The following is a 19,203-nucleotide window of genomic DNA, read 5'->3' as shown; positions in this document are numbered from 1 at the left end:
ATACGCAATTCACATAGTTAAATTATAAATTTCCTTATATGCGGGTACGCCTTGGCGTACCCTGTTAAAACTTGTTAAGTATCAGCCTTTTACTGCTCCGATTGTCATACCCTGTACAAAGTATTTCTGTACGAATGGATAAACACAGATAATCGGGATAGATGTTAATACCATGGTTGCAGATTTTACAGTTGCCTGTACACTACTTGCATCGGAAGAACCGATTTCCGTATTATTTGCCCCCTCTACTAACTGTCTTACATACAGAGCAACCGGCCATTTGTCTTTTGAATCTAAGTACAGCATTGGCGTGAACCATTCATTCCACATGGTTACCATATAGAACAGACACATGGTTGCAATGATTGGTTTGGATAACGGAATAATGATTTTTAAGAAAATCTGATAAGTATTCATTCCGTCGATTGCTGCTGCTTCTTCAAGTTCTTCCGGAAGTCCTGCGAAGAAAGATTTCATAACCAGTAAGTTGAATGTACTGATTGCATTTGGAAGAATGATTGACCACATACTGTCCTGAAGACCTAACCACTGTGTGATTACGATATAGTTTGGAATCATACCACCTGCAAAATACATGGTGAATACAACTAACGGTGTAATTACTTTGTTTAATCTTAATCTTGGTTTTGACAGCGGATAAGCAATCAGCGCTGTACATGCTACAGAGATAAATGTTCCGACTACTGTATAAAAAATGGTATTTCCATAGTAACGGAAGAACTGATTATCTCTTAAGATATATTTGTAAGTGTTTACGTTAAATCCAATTGGATAAAAAGTAACTTTTCCGGCACTTGCAGCAGCATCACTGCTGAATGACTGTGCTACAAGATATACAAAAGGATACAGGGTAATAAAGATGACAAAAATCATAATAATCGTATTAATGACCTGAAAGGCACGATATCCTTTTGTTGGTTTCATATTGTTCATTTTCTTCCTGTACTCCTTTCTACCATAATGATGTTTCTGTAAATTTCTTAGATAAGAAGTTTGCAGATGTAACAAGAATCAGACCGATTACACCTTCAAACAGACCAACTGCTGCGGCGTAACTGAAGTTACCACCTGTAATACCCATTCTGTATACCAAAGTTCCGATGATGTCGGCTCTCTGCTGATTCAGTGGGTTGTATAATAACAAGATTTTCTGCATATTACTTGATGTTACGATACCACCGATATCCATGATTAACAGGGTCATGATTGTTGGCATGATTCCCGGAATTGTTACATGAATAACCTGCTGGAATCTTCCTGCACCATCCATAGATGCTGCTTCATATAATTCAGTGTTAATACCTGTCATTGCTGCCAGATAAAGGATTGTACCCCATCCTAATGCCTGCCATACACCAGATGCGATGTATACAAAATCGAACCAACCTGGTTCAGACATAAATGCGATTTTATCAGCTCCAAACATCTCAATCAATTTGTTGATTGGTCCTTGTGCTGCTAACAATTCTTTTACCATACCACAGACAACTACCAGTGAGATAAAGTGTGGCAGATAAGAAATTGTCTGCACGGATTTCTTCCACATTTTCTTTCTGATTTCATTCAGAAGAAGTGCAAAGATTAAAGTAACCGGGAAACGCACTAATAAATATCCGATACTTAATCTCAGTGTGTTCCAAAATGCCTGCCAGAACTGAGGGTCTTTGATAAACTGTTCAAAGTACCGAAATCCTACCCAATATTCACCAAGGATATTCGGACCTCCCTTATAGCGTCTGAAAGCAATGATATTTCCGACTACCGGTACATACTTGAAAATAATGTAATATAAAAGAGGGATAATCATTAAAGAATATAATCTCCACTCTTTTTTAATATGTCTCAGCAGTGAATGTTCTTTTGTATTAACTGCTATCTGACCCGACTGCGGAACCTGTACATTGTCTTTCTGTTTTTTCATTTCGTTGCTCCTCCCTTTCAACTAAACTTTCTTGTGTTCCACTTGATAAGTCAATTATATCGTACGGTTAGCGCTTATGCATTTCTTTTTTTGCCATTATTTTAGCAACATGTGCATAATACTTGTATGTTTTTATGCATTTTCCCATTTGGCTAGTCACATCTTGCTAAAAAATGCCCAATTTTTGCTATTTCTTCTGGCTATTTTCCATATCTTTCCTCATAAATTGCTCACATCTTGCGAATAACACCTTAATAAAAACAAGGACTGCCTGTTTTTCCCATGCAGTCCCTGTCTTATTTTTTATGCTTCGCAAAAACAGATACTCGTAAAGTTAAAGTTGCTTCCCGGAAGGAATACCAGACTTACATCGTTAACTCCGTAAATCGGTTCTATCTCAAAGCTCTGTTTCGTCTTTGTTCCCATAAATTCAACCATTCTCTGTTCTTCAACTCCATCTTTGGCAAATTTCAGAATAATCGTATTCTTTTCAAGCGGAGTACTTCCACAAATTACAAGACTCTTTGTTCCTTTTTCGCCAAAATCCATCTGTTCAAAACGAATGGTAACGTTATTTCCAATCTGATGAATTTCTTCTCCTGCACGTTCAAAGCTGTCTCCGTAAATCTTGTCACATTCTCCTGCCACAAGTATCTGCCATGCACGATTATAGCGTTTAAACCAGAATCCTTTGATATGAACCTTCGCACGAAGTACAAAGCAGATTTCGCTTATTCCACGCAGTCTCTTATTCAAATGGAAAGTTTCTAACTGATAAACATTCCATATTTTTGGCTTTTGATAGATAAATTTGCCAAGCAGACTGCCTCCTTCATCCGGCATGCCTTCATAAATTTCAATTTCATAAGGGTCATCGGTCAGTGCAAAAACCGGAACGGTAATTTCGTCAGAACCATACACGCCAAAGTCAATATTTCTAAATCCAACCTGACTTTCTCCATCTCTTGCAGTCGCCACTCCATGTTCATTCCCGTTTCCGATTTCACCTTTGCTGTAGTTATACAGACCTGCACTTACAAATTCATAAGGGTCGGTAAAGGCTTTTCCAAGTCCTGTAATAATAAATTCCAGGGAAGAAATAATACAAATATGGTCTGTTCCGCTCTTTGACATACAGCGAAGTCTGAAATTCCCATCACTCTTTGCGGTTACTTTTACGCGACCGTACCCGATTTCTTCAATTGTTGCAATCTTTAACGGAATCCCCGCATCATCTACAATACTCCAGATTAATTCTTTATCTTTTGCATTTGCCGGACTAAAATGTGCTTTTACGATCGTTTTCTGATTTTCTTCATGCAGATGCAGACCATTTTTGCTTTCCAGATAAATGTTTCTCACTTCCACATCCTCTGTTTTTTCCGGTTCTGCTTTTCTTACTCCTTCATAAGCAAGCAGACTGATTCCTTCTCTTACTTTTGCTTCTTTTACCGGAATGACCAGTTCTTTTGTTTTCATTCCTGCACTGCTGACACGGATTTTTAAATCTCCTGCTTTGTCTTTTGTCTTAAATACTGCTAAGAGTTTTCCGCTGAATAACCTTCTACTTCCGGAAGTATACTGCTCGGTATCGGTACTGTCTCCATTATCTGTTCCAACTAAGACTCCGGCGCCTTCCGCTTCAATCCAGACACGGTTGTTTGCATTTTGAACCGGATATCCGTCTTTATCTCTCATTGAAATTTCTACAAATAATAAATCTTCACCGTCTGCAAGCAGTTCACTTTCGGATGCGTTTAAGCAGATTTTTTCCGCATCTTTAAACGAATGTTGAACATCTTCTGCGATTTCATTTCCTTCTTCGTCACAGGCAACCGCACGCAGTTCGCCCTCTTCATAAGGAATCTGCCAGTGTCCGGCAAGCTGTTTTCCACTCTTTGCATCTAATGTACAGATTCCCTGACTCTTGCCATTAAAAATCAATTCCACAACCGGCGCATTGGAGCAGACTCTTACATCAATAAACTGTCCGTCATTAAAATCCCAGTATGGGAAAATATGCACAAATGGTTCTTTTCTATAATCGACCCACCCCGCCTTATATAAATAGAAAGAATCCTTAAAAAATCCAGCTGTATCAATCTGTCCAAAATAAGAATTTTTTGTGTGATACGGAGTCGGCTCTCCGATATAGTCAAATCCGGTCCAAATAAACTGTCCACAGGAATACGGATGTTCTGCTTCTGCCTGAATACATGCTTCAACCGATTTTGCACCCCAGCTTGTTGTGGAATTTCCAAGAGCAGAACACTGCTCATCTTCATCTGTCAGTACAGACTGGCGGTATGGGAAATGATAGATTCCACGGCTCTGTACAATCGAAGCAGTCTCACTTCCATAAATGACCCATTCCGGATGATTTTTATGGTGGTCTGCATAATATTTCTCTCCATAGTTATATCCGGCATTTTTTACGATATCCGCACATTTCTGTGCATTTTCCCACGGCATATAGTTCGAACCAATCGTCACTTCGGCATTGTTTCTCGGGTCGTATTTTCGTACTTCTTCTATTAAAATACGAGTCCAGTACTGTCCCTTATCACCGACATGGGTATCATAAATTTCGTTTCCGATACTCCACATCATCAGACTTGGATGATTTCTGTCACGTTTCACCCAGTTTTTGACATCTCTTTCATACCATTCAGGGAAAAATCTTGCATAATCATACGGATTCTTAGAAGATTCCCACATATCAAAAGCTTCTGTCACAATCAAAAGTCCCATCTCATCTGCCAGTTCCATGACTTCCGGTGCCGGCATATTGTGAGAAAGACGGACTGCATTGGTTCCCATCTCTTTTAAGAGTTCAAATTTTCTTCTCATTGCCTTTTTATGAAAAGCAGTTCCAAGACATCCTAGGTCATGATGGTCACAGACACCGTTTAATTTTACTTTTCTTCCATTTAATAAAAATCCCTGATTTGGATTCAATTCAATTGTACGGAAACCGACATTCTGCACTTCCTGCTCAATTAATTCTGTTCCCTTATATAAAGAAACGATTAAATCATAATAATCCGGATGTGCTACATCCCAGATATCCGGGTGATTCACTTTTGCCTTTAAATGATGCACATAAATGCCGTCTTCTTTTGTTACAGTCTCTTCCCCGACAAGTTTCTGAATCGTTTCTGAATTTTTTGCTTTTAATTCATAAACCACCTGCAGTTCGCTTGCTGCTTCAACCTCGGCATCAATCTCTACCTGCCATATATTTTCATCTTCTTTTTTGGCTGAAAAATAAATTCCATCTGATACAAAATGTTCCAAAGGAAGCCTCTTTAACCATACATTACGGTAAATTCCGGCTCCGGTATACCAACGGCTGTTTGGAGTCTGAAAAGTAATCGATACAAAGATTTCATTCTCGCCGTCTTTTAACAGGTTCGTAACGTCTACTTCAAATGTCGTATATCCGTATTTCCATTCTCCTGCCTGTACTCCATTTACATAGATACGGCTGTCCATGTAAATTCCATCAAATCGAAGTACAACCAGTCCTTTTTCCTCTTTTGTCCAATTGAACTTTTTATGATACCAGCCCATTCCGTCTTCGTATAAATTTTCCACCTGGGAAATCATCCAGTCATGCGGGATTCCTACTGCATAAAAATCCTGCATTTTTTTCTGTACCTGTTCTAAGCTTGTCTCAAGGGGCTGTTTACAAAACTCCCATCCATCATTAAATAATCGTTTCATCTTCCGCTCCTGTTCCTTTACTTTTTTCTGTCCGATTTAGGTTTGATTCTCTACTTTATTTCCATCTCAAACGGAGCTGTCAAAAATCCCTCTTTATTTTTTAACAGACCATCAAGTGGGGAATCCTTCCATGCATAACGCACTTTTTTAATTTCTTCTCCAAATACTTTTACTTTCGTATCTTCAATTTCCGCTTTTGCCGGATAAAATACTCCATCTGCTTTTGCAGTTTCAAATTCATTTACGCTGTCTCCGCAGGCAATTTCCAGTGGCTGACCATCCTGTGTATCAAAAATAAATTCTACGCCATCTGCTGTTTTCTCATAAGAAATCAGCTTTGGTCCTTCACTGATAATCTCTTCTTTGTACATCACTTTTCTTGCTGCAAGATAAGCACGGTGTGCCACACCTTTTTTATTAAGTGGATGCAAATCATTGTATTCTCCCAAATCTAAGTTTACAGTAACTGCCACATCTGGAAGTTTTGCTGCATTTTTCTGGGCTTCACGAATGACTGCCCATGCGCCGTCTCCACGGTTATCCATTCCACAAGCCGGAAGCTGAATCACAATAAACGGCAGTTCTTCCTGTTTCCAATGTGCTCTCCAGTTCAAAATCATCTTCTGAATCAAATCTTCATAACTTTCCGGATACCACTCATTGGATTCTCCCTGATACCACAGCACTCCTTTTACGGTCATGTTGGTACACGGTGCAACCATTCCCTGATACATTCCGGTTGGCTGTCTTGTAATAAAGGTAAGTATCGGAGCCTGTTCGCTGACTACACGCACCTGATAGTCCCATGTTCCACGAAGGCTGATTTTTTCTCCTGATTCAAAACATACATCACAAGGTTTATCCGGAGTGATACGACCTTTTCCATCACGACACTCCAGACGGATAAAGATTTCATTTTCTCCTGCCTTTAAAAGTCCCTCCGGTACCGGATAAATTCTTGGCGGAAAACAATAACCGGTTTCTCCCACCTTTTCTCCGTTGATAAAGATACGGTCACTATCCACAAGCGTTCCCATTTTTAAAATTGCAGATTTTCCTGCCAGTTCTTTTGGCACTTCAAAAGTTCTCTTTAAATGTAGTAATCCACTGAAGTTTTCAAGTCCCTGTTTATCAAACCAGCCCGGAACTTCCAAGATGTTCCACGGTGCATCCTCTGTCTCTGCCTCTTTCTTTGAAAGCAGTTCATGCCATGCATTTTCTTTTTTATCCTGTGCACTGAGCAGATTTTCAATATATCCGTCTTGTGCAAAACGCTCTTTTACTTCTAAAAACTCCGGGTAATCTGCCAAGGCTTCTTCACTCATCCATGCTTCTACCGGAGTTCCCCCTTTGCTGATGTTGATAATTCCGACCGGAACCTGCTCTTTTTTCTGAATCATATCTCCAAAGAAATATCCCAGTGCAGTTGTCTCTTCTAGTGGCATTCCCACACATTCATTCCAGCCTGCTTCTTTATGTTCTTTTAATGCCCCTGTAAACACCGGACATTCTTCCACTTTATACTGGTGTACCATTGCATTTCCCGGTTCATCCGGAAACATTTCACGCACTCTTGTAATCGGAAGTTCCATGTTAGACTGTCCAGAGCAGACAAATACATCTCCCACATAAACCTCTTTTACGACTGTCTCCTGTCCATCTTCACTTTTTATGCTCAACACATAAGGACCACCTGTTTTTTCACAGGAAATTTCTGTCTCAAATGTTCCTTCCGCATCACATTTGGTTCTGTAAACTTTCTCCTGAAATGTAACCTCAAGCTCTGCCTGTGGTTTGTACCATCCCCAAATTCTTGTTTTTTCTCCACGCTGTAATACACAGCCTTCCTGCAGAAGTTTTGGAAGTTTAATTGACTGACTCATAACGGTCTCCTTTTTTCTACTCTATTCTGAATTTACTCGTTTCTTTATTTTACCCTTATCATAAAGGATTCCCTGTAAAAATTCTCCCTTAATGTTGCCGAGTGTTTCCCGATTCTTGCTTTCTTTTTATACAACAAAAATAAGAACCCCGAAAATGGGATTCTTATTTTTTCCTGCACATCTCATCGGTACTGCTTTTTCCACGATACTCCGATGGTGAACATCCTTTTATTGATTTAAAGGTACGGTTAAATGCACTAATCGAAGAAAATCCGGAGCTCATTGCGATTTCCGTCACACTTTCTCCGGTCGTACTAAGCAATTCCTCTGCCTTTGAAATCCGCTTCTGATTCAGATATTCATAGAATGTCATATTCATACACTGCTTAAAAATCCTTGTAAAATGGAACTTGGAAAATCCACTGAATTCTGCCACCTCTTCCAAAGAAAGAGCTTCCTGATAGTGCTGATTAATATAATTACAGGCACTCATAATCGTTTCCATATATTCCTTTTTCTTTTCCGGATTATTTTCTGTGCGCAAAACCTGATTTTTATTCTTTCGACCTCCGCTTATAACATTTCGTCCGATATGTACAAATATTTCAATTAATTTTGCGTAAATGACTGCATTAAAAAATGCCTTTTCCTCATCATACTCCACAATAATGGAATCCATCTGACGTTTTACAAAACTGTATAATCTCTGCGTGTCTTCTTCCTCTGATAAATACAGCACAGGCGGAAGCACATTTAACAGTGTCTCCATTTCTTTTAACGAATATAATAAGTAGTCACTGAATTGTAAAATAATACGTTCCCCAGTTGGCGGTGCTTCCAATCCATGCAGTACACCCGGGTTGATAATTAAAATATCTCCTTCTTTTAAACAATACTTTTTACTTCCGATAATCACGTTATATCCTTCATGAATCGGCATAATGATTTCAATTGCAGTATGCCAGTGCTCCGGGTAATCCTCGTAGTCTACATTATGAAACAATCTAAGTCCTAATGGATTACCATAGTTGATTGTCTCGTGTGTTCCCTCTAAGATTTCTATCATCCTTCGTATCCACCATCCCTATCTCATCTTTATAGATTTTGTTATCAGGTTCTCTATAACTAGTATACTAGCATGGTAGTTTTGGAAATTCAAGGTACTTTTTTCATTTTGCACGCAAAAATAGAGACTGTAGAACTTCTCCACAGCCTCTATCCATTTTACCAATTCCAATATTCATTTCCCTGTGCAACAACAAATTTTCCTAACCAATCAGCAAATGAATAGGGAAATCTCTTATCTTCTGGAAAAGGATATAGTAGATATTCTTCTCCATCCGAAACTTTTGTATCCAAAAAAATTTCTCCAATATCTTCCAGAAGTAAAATTGGAAGCAAATCCTTCGTATCTTCATTTTGAAATAAAATACTCTGATGTAAATTTTCTCTATGTACAAACGCTTCTTGCAAAGAATAAATTGTACAAATAGTTGATGCTTTACAAGTTAAGCTTTCATAGAGCTGAGCCCCATTAGAGCATTTCAAAAAGGCAATATACGATTCTGGCAGTTTTATATTTGGATACTTTTGGTAAATTTTTTGCAATTCCTCTAACTCAATAGGGGCATTAAATTTACATACTACCTTATCAATTGTTCCATCTTCCAACCATCGATAAATACATTTTTGTTCCTGCATTTGTAATTTTAAATTTTCAATAATTTTTAATATTTTCTTTGAATCTTCCATGTTAATTATATTTCCTCAGAATATAATAGAGACTGTAGATTTTTCTACAGCCTCTATCCCTAGCCTATTCAATTTTTAATCTTCATCAGAGAAATCCGGTTCAATCAGACCATACGTGTTACCTTTTCTCTTATACACAACATTGACTTCTTCTGTTTCTGCATTTAAGAATACAAAGAAATTGTGTCCAAGTAATTCCATCTGTACGCATGCATCTTCCGGATACATTGGTTTAAATCCAAATTTTTTGGTACGAATGATTTTAATTTCGTTTGTATCATCTTCGTAGTCTTTTTCAATAAATTCCGGCTGGAATGTTTCCACGTTCTGTTTCTTGTTAATAATTTTTGTTTTGTATTTTCTTAACTGTCTTTCAATGATTTCTTCTACCAGGTCAATGGAAACATACATATCATTGCTTACCTGCTCAGAACGAATGATATTACCTTTTACTGGAATCGTTACTTCAATTTTCTGACGTTCTTTTTCTACACTTAATGTTACAATAATTTCTGTATCCGCTGTAAAATATCGTTCCAGTTTTCCTAACTTATCTTCGACTGCTGTTCTAAGTCCGTCCGTAATATCAATGTTTCTTCCGCTTATAATAAATTTCATGCTGTCCAACCCCTTTAACGTGTATTTTACAGGTGTTTTACTTTCGTTCCTGTAATGTAAATTTATTATATCAATATTCAGTCAATTATTCAACAGTTTTTAGAAAATTTTAACTATTTTATCTTTTTTGTATACATCATTATTATGTAAACACAGTTGCAGTCTGATTGCAGCTGTGTTAAATCTTCTTTATTAATTATTTTTATTGTTATTCAAGTTATTGTTATCATTATTATTGTTGTTCCCATCTTCTGTCAAATCATTGATGCCGTCTTTTAATCCTTCACCGATATCTTCCACGCTATCACCGATGTCTTCTCCAATATCTCCGATGACACCGTCCCCATTATTATTCCTATCATTATTATTTCTATCATTATTCATTGTATCATCTTTCGTCGTACCATTATCATTTGTCGTACTATCATTTACTGTATCATTTTGATTTCCGCCTGTCGCATCATTCATGTTATTTCCACATGCGGTCATAACAACCATCATTCCTGCAAGCAGTAAAGTAAATACATATTTTTTCATCGATTTCTTCTCCTTTTCCTGTTGAAAATAATTTTCCTGCTTATAATATGCGACAAAAACCGGATTTTTATGTTTTCAGATAACAAAAAAATGCCAGGAAAAATTTCCCAGCATTTTTTTATCCATACGCTTTTTTATTTTCAAACAGATTTTCTATTCTGTCAGCCGATAACATCGCTCATGTCATACATTCCAGCACATTTTCCTTTGAGGAATTTTGCTGCTTCTACTGCACCTTTTCCAAATACAGCTTTTGAATATGCAGTGTGTTTGAACTCAATTACTTCGTCCGGACCGCAGAATAATACTTCGTGTTCTCCTACGATTGTTCCGCCACGAACTGCGGAAATTCCGAGTTCTTTTTTATCTCGTTTCTGTCTTACCTGACTTCTGTCATAGATGTATTCGTACTGATTGTCCATTGCTTCATTGATGCTGTCAGCCAGTGCAAGTGCTGTACCGCTTGGTGCATCCAATTTCTGATTGTGATGTTTTTCTACGATTTCTACATCAAATCCTGCTGCCGCAAGCACTTTTGAAGCATCCTGCAGTAATTTTAAAAGTGTATTGATTCCGAGGGACATATTTGCAGAACGAAGTACTGCAGTTTCTTTTGCAGCTTCTTTAGTCTTTGCAAGCTGTTCTTCAGAAAGTCCTGTTGTACACAGTACTAATGGAAGTTTCTTTTTCGCACAATACTCCAATACCTTATCTGTCGCTTTTGCAGATGAAAAATCAATCATTGCATCGGCCTCTACATCACATGTATCAATATCTGTAAACACCGGATATCCATTGTCTCTGTTATCTACAATATCAATTCCTGCTACGATTTCTGCATCTGCATCTTTTTCAACCAGACCACTGATTACCTGTCCCATGTGACCGTTACAGCCACTCATAATAATTCTTACCATCTTTCGTTCCTCTTTTTCCTGTATTCTCATGCTACTACAGCAAATATTAAGTAATCCACTTATTGTTTTGCCTTAATTTTCGCTGTATTACTTGATAATTTCGAGTGATACCACTCGGTCTGCTGCTTCTTTTAATTTCGGAGTTACAACATTTCCTGTCAAAATCATTTCCATCTCCTCATCTTTTGCCTGTATCAGGTTGACGACATCATCATCTGAAATGATTCCAAACTCCACAGCACCTAATACTTCATCAAGAATCAGCATGTCACATTCCTGTGTCACAAGAACTTTTTTCGCATAATTCAGCCCGTTACGGATATTGAAGTTCTCTTCCTGACGCTCTTCTTCGGTCAGATCCTCATAACACTTGTTCTTTTTTTCAAATCGGAACAATTTTACATTCGGTTCAAGAACCGAAAGATAATCCACCTCGGAAGTCGCTCTGCCTTTCAAAAACTGGATTACAATCGCCGTTTTACCATGACCGATTGCTCGAATTGCCTGCCCAATTGCCACACTTGTTTTGCCTTTTCCCGGGCCACAATATACCTGGACAATTCCTTTGTTTTCCATATTTACACCTCTTACAGATTCGATATAGACCTTTTTCCTCTGTTTCTTGCGTTTTCCACATGCTGTGTATATCTTACTACACCTGACCAAAGATTGCAATCCAAATTCCTGTCCGGCAAAACTTCTCTGTTTTTATCCGTTCAGCAGGTCTGTATCTCCATAATTTTCTCCGTACTCCAGTTTACTGACAGAAACTTCATACGCAGTTCGCTTTTCTGTCTCGGTTTCACTTAATTTCTTTATATATTCCCTGCTCTGGATTCTTCCCCAGATATGGAGACGTCCTCCAACTTCAAATGAACGGGCAAAATTTGCATTTCTTCCCCAACAGATACAGGGAATATAATCCGATTTTCCATAAGGACGGTTCACTGCCAGAAGCACATCCGCAATCTCTCTTCCAAGCGGAGTCATTCTGTGAACCGGCGGCTTACATATGTAACCGTTCAATTCAATCAGATTCGTCTCTACTGAATCATCTTCTTCCTCTACAAAGGTAAGTTCTCTGACAAATACCGACAACACCAGCCGGTTCTTCTTTTCTTCATGTCTGTTATAGGACCGAAACTGTCCCTGCACCTGTATATATTCACCTAAGTAACTTTGCGTAACATCCACCAGTCTTTCTGAGACCATAAGCGGAATTCTGTCCTCCGAACCACTTAAGCGTTTCACCAAAATGTCTACCATGTAAAAGCCCTCCCCATATACTTCGTGGCTCTTTACAAACTCTGATGCAACTACGCCCACCATTGATACCTGATTGTTTTCAATAATTTTATCTGCCATGAATCACTTTCCCCTTCCTCTTTTTGGTATTTTATCTTTATTAATCTATTCATGAGAGTGGGGATTTATTCCTGTTTTTTTATTTTTTTTTGAAAAAATTTTTGAAAACTAAATTTTTTCTTTGTATTTACGGCTAATTGTGATAGAATGGCTTGTGATTAAAAATGTTTTTTACGGTTTCTAATGTGCCATTTACTATTTTATATAGGTACATTCTATTTGGAAAAGAGGTTATTATGAAAACAAAAAGAGAAGATATCAGAAATGTAGCAATTATTGCCCACGTTGACCACGGTAAAACCACCCTTGTTGACCAGCTCTTAAAACAGAGTGGTGTATTCCGTGAAAACCAGGAAGTGCAGGAACGTGTCATGGACTCCAATGACATCGAAAGAGAACGTGGAATCACAATTCTTTCTAAAAATACTGCTGTTTACTACAAAGATACAAAAATTAATATTATCGATACCCCAGGACATGCAGATTTCGGTGGCGAAGTAGAGCGAGTTTTAAAAATGGTAGACGGTGTTATCCTGTTAGTTGACGCCTTTGAAGGTGCAATGCCTCAGACAAAGTTCGTTTTGAAAAAAGCCCTTGAACTGGATTTACATGTTATTGTCTGTATCAACAAAATCGACCGTCCGGAAGCAAGACCAAACGAAGTTATCGATGAAGTCTTAGAACTTTTAATGGACTTAGATGCATCAGACGAACAGCTTGACTGTCCATTTTTATATGCATCTGCAAAAGCAGGTCACGCTGTACTTGACCTTGCTGACACTCCTGAAAATATGGAGCCGCTCTTTGAAACTATCTTAAAATATATTCCGGCTCCGGAAGGTGACCCTGAAGAAGGAACTCAGGTACTGATTAGTACCATCGATTACAACGAATATGTCGGACGTATCGGTGTCGGAAAAGTAGAAAATGGAACAATCCGTGTCAATCAGGACGTTTTACTTTTAAACCATCATGATCCTGATAAGAAAAAACGCGTAAAAATCAGCAAACTCTACGAATTTGACGGACTTGGCAAAAAAGAAGTAACAGAAGCCGGCTTTGGTTCTATTGTTGCAATCTCCGGTATTGCAGATATTCATATCGGTGATACCTTATGTTCTCCGGAAAATCCGGTGGCAATTCCATTCCAGAAGATTTCCGAGCCGACAATTTCCATGAACTTCATTGTAAATGACAGCCCGCTTGCCGGACAGGAAGGCAAATTCGTCACTTCCCGTCATTTAAAAGAACGTCTCTTAAGAGAATTAAATACAGACGTCAGCTTACGTGTAGAAGAAACAGAAAGCACAGACTGCTTTAAAGTTTCCGGACGTGGAGAACTTCATCTGTCTGTTTTAATCGAAAACATGCGTCGTGAAGGCTATGAATTTGCAGTCAGCAAAGCAGAAGTTATTTATCACGAAGATGAACGCGGTAAAAAACTCGAACCAATCGAAATCGCATACATTGATGTTCCGGAAGAATTTTCCGGTACTGTTATCAACCGTTTAAATGAAAGAAAAGGTGAACTGCAGGGCATGAGTCCGGCAAGTGATGGAACTGTCCGTCTGGAATATCACATTCCATCCCGTGGGTTAATCGGTTTCCGCGGAGAATTTATGACCTCCACAAAGGGTACCGGTATCATCAATACTGCTTTTGACGGCTATGCACCATACAAAGGTGATATGAACTACAGAAAACAGGGTTCATTAATCGCTTTTGAATCCGGTGAAGCTGTTACTTACGGACTCTTCTCCGCACAGGATCGTGGTACTTTATTTATCGGACCTGGTGAAAAAGTATACAGCGGAATGGTTATCGGACAGAGTGGAAAATCAGAGGATATTGAGTTAAATGTCTGCAAGACCAAACATCTGACCAACACCCGTTCTTCTTCTGCCGATGATGCCTTAAAACTGACTCCGCCGAGAGTGTTAAGTCTTGAACAGGCTCTCGAATTCATTGATACCGATGAGCTGCTTGAAGTCACTCCAGAGTCCCTGCGTATCCGTAAAAAAATTCTGGATTCCAGACTCCGTAAACGTGACAATATGAAAAAATAGTAAAATCGGAGCATTAAATATCGAATAAAACTCCCAAAAAAGAGAACATTACCGACTGGAAATGTTCTCTTTTTTTTACTTTTTTGATACAGGTCAAGCGGATATTCGCAATCCGCTTCGCTACTTGCTCATAACCAAATAGCTGCTACGCAGCTTATCAGAAGGGGCTTGCCCCTCCTGATACAAGCAAGTCCCCACCCCTGCTTATTGCTTTTTGCAATTGAAGCAGGGGACTTCCTTGATTTGGTTAAATTTTTAACATTTTTCAGAAAATTTCGATTATTTTTTAATAATTCTTGCAATTGCTTCGTTACTATGCTAAAATAATTTCATAAACAAATGGTTTTTATATGCAAAGCAACCAATTTTATTTTAGGAGGTCTCTGAATGGCAAAAAAAGTCGAATCCAAAGTACCTGAAACTATCGATAGCGTAGAAGCACTCCAGACAAAGATTGCTGCTATGAGAGAGGCGCAGAAGAAATTTGCCACCTTTACTCAGGAGCAGGTTGATAAAATCTTTTTTGAGGCTGCAATGGCTGCAAACAAACAACGTATCCCGCTTTCCAAACTGGCCGTGGAAGAAACTGGAATGGGTGTCGTTGAAGACAAAGTAATTAAGAACCATTATGCTGCGGAATATATGTATAACGCTTACAAACGTGTAAAAACCTGCGGTGTAATTGAAGAAGACAAATCTTATGGAATCAAGAAAATCGCTGAACCGGTTGGTCTTGTAGGTGCAGTTATTCCTACCACAAACCCGACTTCTACCGCTATCTTCAAATGTCTGATTTGTTTAAAAACCAGAAATGCAATCTTAATCAGCCCGCATCCGCGTGCAAAAAAATGTACCGCTGAAGCTGCCCGTATCGTTTTAGAAGCAGCTGTAAAAGCAGGTGCTCCGGAAGGAATCATCGGATGTATCGAAGAGCCGACCATCGAACTTTCCAATGAATTGATGAAAGCTGCCGATGTCATCCTTGCAACCGGTGGTCCTGGAATGGTAAAAGCCGCTTATTCATCCGGAAAACCGGCAATCGGTGTAGGTCCTGGAAATACTCCTGTTATCATGGACAGCTCCTGTGATATTCCTACCGCTGTTTACTCTGTCATCCATTCCAAAACATTTGATAATGGTATGATTTGTGCTTCTGAACAGTCCGTTACTGCAATCGCTGATATCTATGATGCAGTGAAAAAAGAATTTGTCAAACGTGGATGTCATGTACTGAACAAAACAGAACTTGACCAGGTTCGAGGCATTATCTTAACAGAAGCAGGCACTGTAAATCCGAAAATTGTAGGACAGCCGGCATACAAGATTGCTGCTATGGCAGGCGTTACTGTTCCTGCTGATACAAAAATCTTAATCGGAGAGGTTACATCCGTTGATGTTTCCGAACCATTTGCTCATGAAAAACTGTCCCCTGTCCTTGCTCTTTATAAAGCAAAAGATTTCGATACTGCACTTGATATGTCAGAACAGCTTATCGCAGACGGTGGATACGGTCATACTTCTTCTCTGTATGTACATCCATCAGAAACTGAAAAACTTGCCAAACATGCCGCTCGTATGAAAACATGCCGTATTCTGGTAAATACTCCGTCATCCCACGGTGGTATCGGTGACCTTTATAACTTTAAGCTTGCTCCATCCTTAACATTAGGCTGTGGTTCTTATGGTGGCAACTCTGTTTCAGAAAACGTAGGTGTCAAACATCTGCTCAATGTTAAAACAGTTGCCGAAAGGAGAGAGAACATGCTGTGGTTCCGTGCACCTGAAAAAGTTTACTTTAAGAAAGGCTGTCTGCCGGTAGCTCTTGATGAATTAAAGAATTATTATCATAAAACAAAAGCATTTATCGTAACTGATACTTTCTTATATCAGAACGGTCATACCAGACCAATCACCGATAAACTCGATGAAATGGGTATTCCTTATGACTGCTTCTTCGAAGTTACTCCAGACCCGACTTTGCAGTGTGCACAGAGAGGTTTAGAGCAGTTGAAAGCATTTGGTCCTGACGTTATCATCGCTCTCGGTGGTGGTTCCGCTATGGACTGTGCAAAAATTATGTGGATGATGTACGAACATCCGGAATGTGCATTTGAAGACCTTGCTATGGACTTCATGGATATCCGTAAGAGAGTTTACACCTTCCCGAAGATGGGTGAAAAAGCAATGATGGTTTCCATCCCGACTTCCTCCGGAACAGGTTCTGAAGTAACTCCATTTGCTATCATCACAGATGCTACAACAGGAACAAAATGGCCAATCGCAGACTATGAACTGCTTCCAGATATGGCAATTATTGACGCTGATTTCATGATGAGCCAGCCAAAAGGACTGACCAGTGCTTCCGGTATCGATGCTCTGACTCATGCGCTCGAAGCTTACGTTTCCATTATGGCAACTGACTTCACAGACGGTATGGCATTAAAAGCAGCTAAGATTATCTTTGATTATCTGCCATCTGCTTACGATAAAGGAGCAGCTGACCCGATTGCCCGTGAAAAGATGGGTAATGCATCTACCTTAGCCGGTATGGCATTTGCCAATGCATTCCTCGGTGTCTGCCACTCCATGGCTCACAAACTCGGTGCTTATCATCACCTGCCACACGGTATCGCAAACGCTCTGTTAATCGAGCTTGTTATGCGCTACAATGCAGACCCGGCACCGGTTAAAATGGGAACCTTCTCCCAGTATCCATATCCACACGCAAAAGAACGCTACTGTGAAGTTGCACGTTTCGTAGGCGTGACCGGAAAGAATGATGATGAAGTATTTGAAAACTTTATCAAAGCAATCGCTGAATTAAAAGAAAAAGTCGGAATCAAGAGAACCATTAAAGATTACGGTATCGAAGAATCTGCTTTCCTCGCTACATTAGATGAAATGGTTGAAAATGCGTTCAACGACCAGTGTACCGGCGCAAACCCAAGATATCCACTTATGTCTGAAATCAAAGATATGTACTTAAAAGCTTACTATGGTGAATAATTGAATCATTGTTACCGCTTATTCACTTTTCGTTAAATTTGAATTACTCCTTTCGCGCTATTACCTAAATAGCAAAACGACCGCTCACAGGGAAACCTGTGGGCGGTTGTTTTTTCTTGTCATAATAAATAATTGTTTTGATTTTTTCTTTACTCGACCTGCTGTTCGCCTTCTCCGAAGTAATAATAAGCATTACCACTCTGAAGGGTTTTTCCTTTTGCTTCTGCCAATTCACTGACAGTCACAAGCTTAAATCCTTTTGCAATCAAATCCGGTATCATTCGAATTGCCGCTTTTACCGACCATTCATGAATGTCATGCATCAATACAACGGAACCGTCCTGTGCATTATCCATAACAACCTGATAAGTCTGGTCCTCACTCTTGGTTGCCCAGTCCCTGGTATCAATACTCCAGATAATCAACGGATGATCAATTGCTGCTTTGACGGAGTCATTGAAAGAACCACCTGGCGGACGCATTACGGTTGCTTCAAATCCCGTTGCAGATTTTAATGCTGCATCCGTATTGCTTACCTGCTGCGCTGCTGCCTCTGATCCAATTGTCACCAAATCCGGATGACTGTAAGAATGATTTCCAAGTTCCATTCCGGCATCCGATACTTTCTTTGCAATTTCCGGATATGCTTCTACATTTTGTCCCAGCATGAAGAATGTTGCTTTTGCATTATTTTCTACCAGACAATTAATCAATTCTTCGGTATACTCACCCGGACCATCATCAAAAGTCAATGCAATCATTGGACGCTGTTTTGTCTCATCGTATTTTCCATCTTCATCAAAATAGCAGTCTTTGTCATCAATTGTCTGCCATCCTGTCAGGATATAACCATTTGAATTAAAATAATATGTACTGCCATTTACTTCCTGCCAGCCATCCTGATAATAACTGCCATCCCGATTCTGATACCACCAGCCGTTTTCATCCTGATGCCATCCAATACTTGGCGCTGCCTTTAACTTATCTACATCAGAAGCACTCATGACCGGCTGTTTTCCTGCCTCACCGGTGTCTTCTGCTGCCTGAACTTCTACGGTACTGCTGTTTGCATTCTTAGCACTACTGTTTTTTATATGAACACCGGAGAACAGCTTTCCAACTCCTCTTCCTGCAAAAAACAATACTAATACCAGTACAACTGCCATTGCACCAATCCGCATCATTTTTCTTCGACGTAACTGACGTATCTTTTCCTGCTTACGGCGCATCATTCTCTCATGTCGAATACGCTGACGCTCTAGTTCGTCTCTTTGTTCTTCGTCCATTTTTCTTTATCCCTCATTTCCTTTTCACACTCAAATCCTTTGTTAATCATACCTTTTTTTTCGACATTATGCAACCTCTACACTCTTAATTTTCCTTTACAAAAG

The 19,203-nt window shown here is 39.2% G+C and carries 14 protein-coding genes; 2 read left to right on the top strand and 12 right to left on the bottom strand.

Annotated elements, in window-relative coordinates; translation table 11 throughout:
* Positions 1–81: 81 nt before the first annotated feature.
* From ACYQ2D_RS12765 to ACYQ2D_RS12715, 11 genes are all read right to left on the bottom strand, one after another.
* Positions 82–954, bottom strand: a complete 873-nt coding sequence (locus tag ACYQ2D_RS12765; RefSeq protein ID WP_022303477.1) for a carbohydrate ABC transporter permease — start codon at positions 952–954, stop codon at positions 82–84.
* Positions 955–973: 19 nt separating this feature from the next.
* The gene (locus tag ACYQ2D_RS12760; RefSeq protein ID WP_022303478.1) at positions 974–1,942 is read right to left on the bottom strand and encodes an ABC transporter permease; all 969 of its coding nucleotides are present in this window, start codon (positions 1,940–1,942) and stop codon (positions 974–976) included.
* A 303-nt stretch (positions 1,943–2,245) separates the two neighbouring features.
* The gene (locus ACYQ2D_RS12755; protein WP_459785683.1) at positions 2,246–5,668 is read right to left on the bottom strand and encodes a glycoside hydrolase family 2 TIM barrel-domain containing protein; all 3,423 of its coding nucleotides are present in this window, start codon (positions 5,666–5,668) and stop codon (positions 2,246–2,248) included.
* Positions 5,669–5,718: 50 nt separating this feature from the next.
* Positions 5,719–7,551, bottom strand: a complete 1,833-nt coding sequence (locus ACYQ2D_RS12750; RefSeq protein WP_459785681.1) for a sialate O-acetylesterase — start codon at positions 7,549–7,551, stop codon at positions 5,719–5,721.
* A 163-nt stretch (positions 7,552–7,714) separates the two neighbouring features.
* A complete protein-coding gene (locus ACYQ2D_RS12745; RefSeq protein WP_118701507.1) occupies positions 7,715–8,617 on the bottom strand; it encodes an AraC family transcriptional regulator in 903 nt (300 codons plus the stop codon).
* A 158-nt stretch (positions 8,618–8,775) separates the two neighbouring features.
* Positions 8,776–9,303, bottom strand: a complete 528-nt coding sequence (locus tag ACYQ2D_RS12740; RefSeq protein ID WP_117456612.1) for an SMI1/KNR4 family protein — start codon at positions 9,301–9,303, stop codon at positions 8,776–8,778.
* Positions 9,304–9,378: 75 nt separating this feature from the next.
* Positions 9,379–9,921, bottom strand: coding sequence for a ribosome hibernation-promoting factor, HPF/YfiA family (hpf, locus tag ACYQ2D_RS12735; protein WP_117456611.1), 543 nt, complete (start codon positions 9,919–9,921; stop codon positions 9,379–9,381).
* Positions 9,922–10,113: 192 nt separating this feature from the next.
* Positions 10,114–10,458 (bottom strand): hypothetical protein, encoded by a 345-nt coding sequence (locus ACYQ2D_RS12730; protein WP_459785679.1) that lies wholly within the window; start codon positions 10,456–10,458, stop codon positions 10,114–10,116.
* A 161-nt stretch (positions 10,459–10,619) separates the two neighbouring features.
* Positions 10,620–11,375 carry a 4-hydroxy-tetrahydrodipicolinate reductase gene (dapB, locus tag ACYQ2D_RS12725; RefSeq protein ID WP_459785678.1) on the bottom strand — a complete coding sequence of 252 codons (756 nt, stop codon included), beginning with the start codon at positions 11,373–11,375 and terminating at the stop codon, positions 10,620–10,622.
* 87 nt (positions 11,376–11,462) lie between these two features.
* Positions 11,463–11,951 carry a cob(I)yrinic acid a,c-diamide adenosyltransferase gene (locus ACYQ2D_RS12720; protein ID WP_117456609.1) on the bottom strand — a complete coding sequence of 163 codons (489 nt, stop codon included), beginning with the start codon at positions 11,949–11,951 and terminating at the stop codon, positions 11,463–11,465.
* Positions 11,952–12,083: 132 nt separating this feature from the next.
* The gene (locus ACYQ2D_RS12715) at positions 12,084–12,740 is read right to left on the bottom strand and encodes a single-stranded DNA-binding protein (RefSeq protein WP_022303487.1); all 657 of its coding nucleotides are present in this window, start codon (positions 12,738–12,740) and stop codon (positions 12,084–12,086) included.
* Positions 12,741–12,976: 236 nt separating this feature from the next.
* Between ACYQ2D_RS12715 and typA the strand changes: the two genes are divergently transcribed.
* A complete protein-coding gene (gene typA, locus ACYQ2D_RS12710) occupies positions 12,977–14,806 on the top strand; it encodes a translational GTPase TypA (RefSeq protein ID WP_117456608.1) in 1,830 nt (609 codons plus the stop codon).
* Positions 14,807–15,193: 387 nt separating this feature from the next.
* Entirely contained in the window at positions 15,194–17,812 is a 2,619-nt protein-coding gene (gene adhE / locus ACYQ2D_RS12705; protein ID WP_022303488.1) for a bifunctional acetaldehyde-CoA/alcohol dehydrogenase, read from the top strand.
* A 149-nt stretch (positions 17,813–17,961) separates the two neighbouring features.
* Here adhE and ACYQ2D_RS12700 read toward each other — a convergent pair whose 3' ends face one another.
* Positions 17,962–19,098: a polysaccharide deacetylase family protein gene (locus ACYQ2D_RS12700; protein ID WP_459785677.1), complete on the bottom strand. Its 1,137-nt coding sequence runs from the start codon at positions 19,096–19,098 to the stop codon at positions 17,962–17,964.
* Positions 19,099–19,203 lie beyond the last annotated feature (105 nt).

The sequence above is a fragment of the Blautia stercoris genome, from assembly GCF_054657695.1.
This window is presented reverse-complemented; position numbering and strand designations above follow the sequence as displayed.

What these genes read in the sequence shown, in the direction of transcription:
- ACYQ2D_RS12760 (WP_022303478.1), bottom strand. Translation starts at nt 1,942, where the DNA reads ATGAAAAAACAGAAAGACAATGTACAGGTTCCGCAGTCGGGTCAGATA.
- ACYQ2D_RS12755 (WP_459785683.1), bottom strand. Translation starts at nt 5,668, where the DNA reads ATGAAACGATTATTTAATGATGGATGGGAGTTTTGTAAACAGCCCCTT.
- ACYQ2D_RS12740 (WP_117456612.1), bottom strand. Translation starts at nt 9,303, where the DNA reads ATGGAAGATTCAAAGAAAATATTAAAAATTATTGAAAATTTAAAATTA.
- ACYQ2D_RS12745 (WP_118701507.1), bottom strand. Translation starts at nt 8,617, where the DNA reads ATGATAGAAATCTTAGAGGGAACACACGAGACAATCAACTATGGTAAT.
- dapB (WP_459785678.1), bottom strand. Translation starts at nt 11,375, where the DNA reads ATGGTAAGAATTATTATGAGTGGCTGTAACGGTCACATGGGACAGGTA.
- ACYQ2D_RS12765 (WP_022303477.1), bottom strand. Translation starts at nt 954, where the DNA reads ATGAACAATATGAAACCAACAAAAGGATATCGTGCCTTTCAGGTCATT.
- ACYQ2D_RS12750 (WP_459785681.1), bottom strand. Translation starts at nt 7,551, where the DNA reads ATGAGTCAGTCAATTAAACTTCCAAAACTTCTGCAGGAAGGCTGTGTA.
- ACYQ2D_RS12715 (WP_022303487.1), bottom strand. Translation starts at nt 12,740, where the DNA reads ATGGCAGATAAAATTATTGAAAACAATCAGGTATCAATGGTGGGCGTA.
- hpf (WP_117456611.1), bottom strand. Translation starts at nt 9,921, where the DNA reads ATGAAATTTATTATAAGCGGAAGAAACATTGATATTACGGACGGACTT.
- ACYQ2D_RS12700 (WP_459785677.1), bottom strand. Translation starts at nt 19,098, where the DNA reads ATGGACGAAGAACAAAGAGACGAACTAGAGCGTCAGCGTATTCGACAT.
- ACYQ2D_RS12730 (WP_459785679.1), bottom strand. Translation starts at nt 10,458, where the DNA reads ATGAAAAAATATGTATTTACTTTACTGCTTGCAGGAATGATGGTTGTT.
- adhE (WP_022303488.1), top strand. Translation starts at nt 15,194, where the DNA reads ATGGCAAAAAAAGTCGAATCCAAAGTACCTGAAACTATCGATAGCGTA.
- typA (WP_117456608.1), top strand. Translation starts at nt 12,977, where the DNA reads ATGAAAACAAAAAGAGAAGATATCAGAAATGTAGCAATTATTGCCCAC.
- ACYQ2D_RS12720 (WP_117456609.1), bottom strand. Translation starts at nt 11,951, where the DNA reads ATGGAAAACAAAGGAATTGTCCAGGTATATTGTGGCCCGGGAAAAGGC.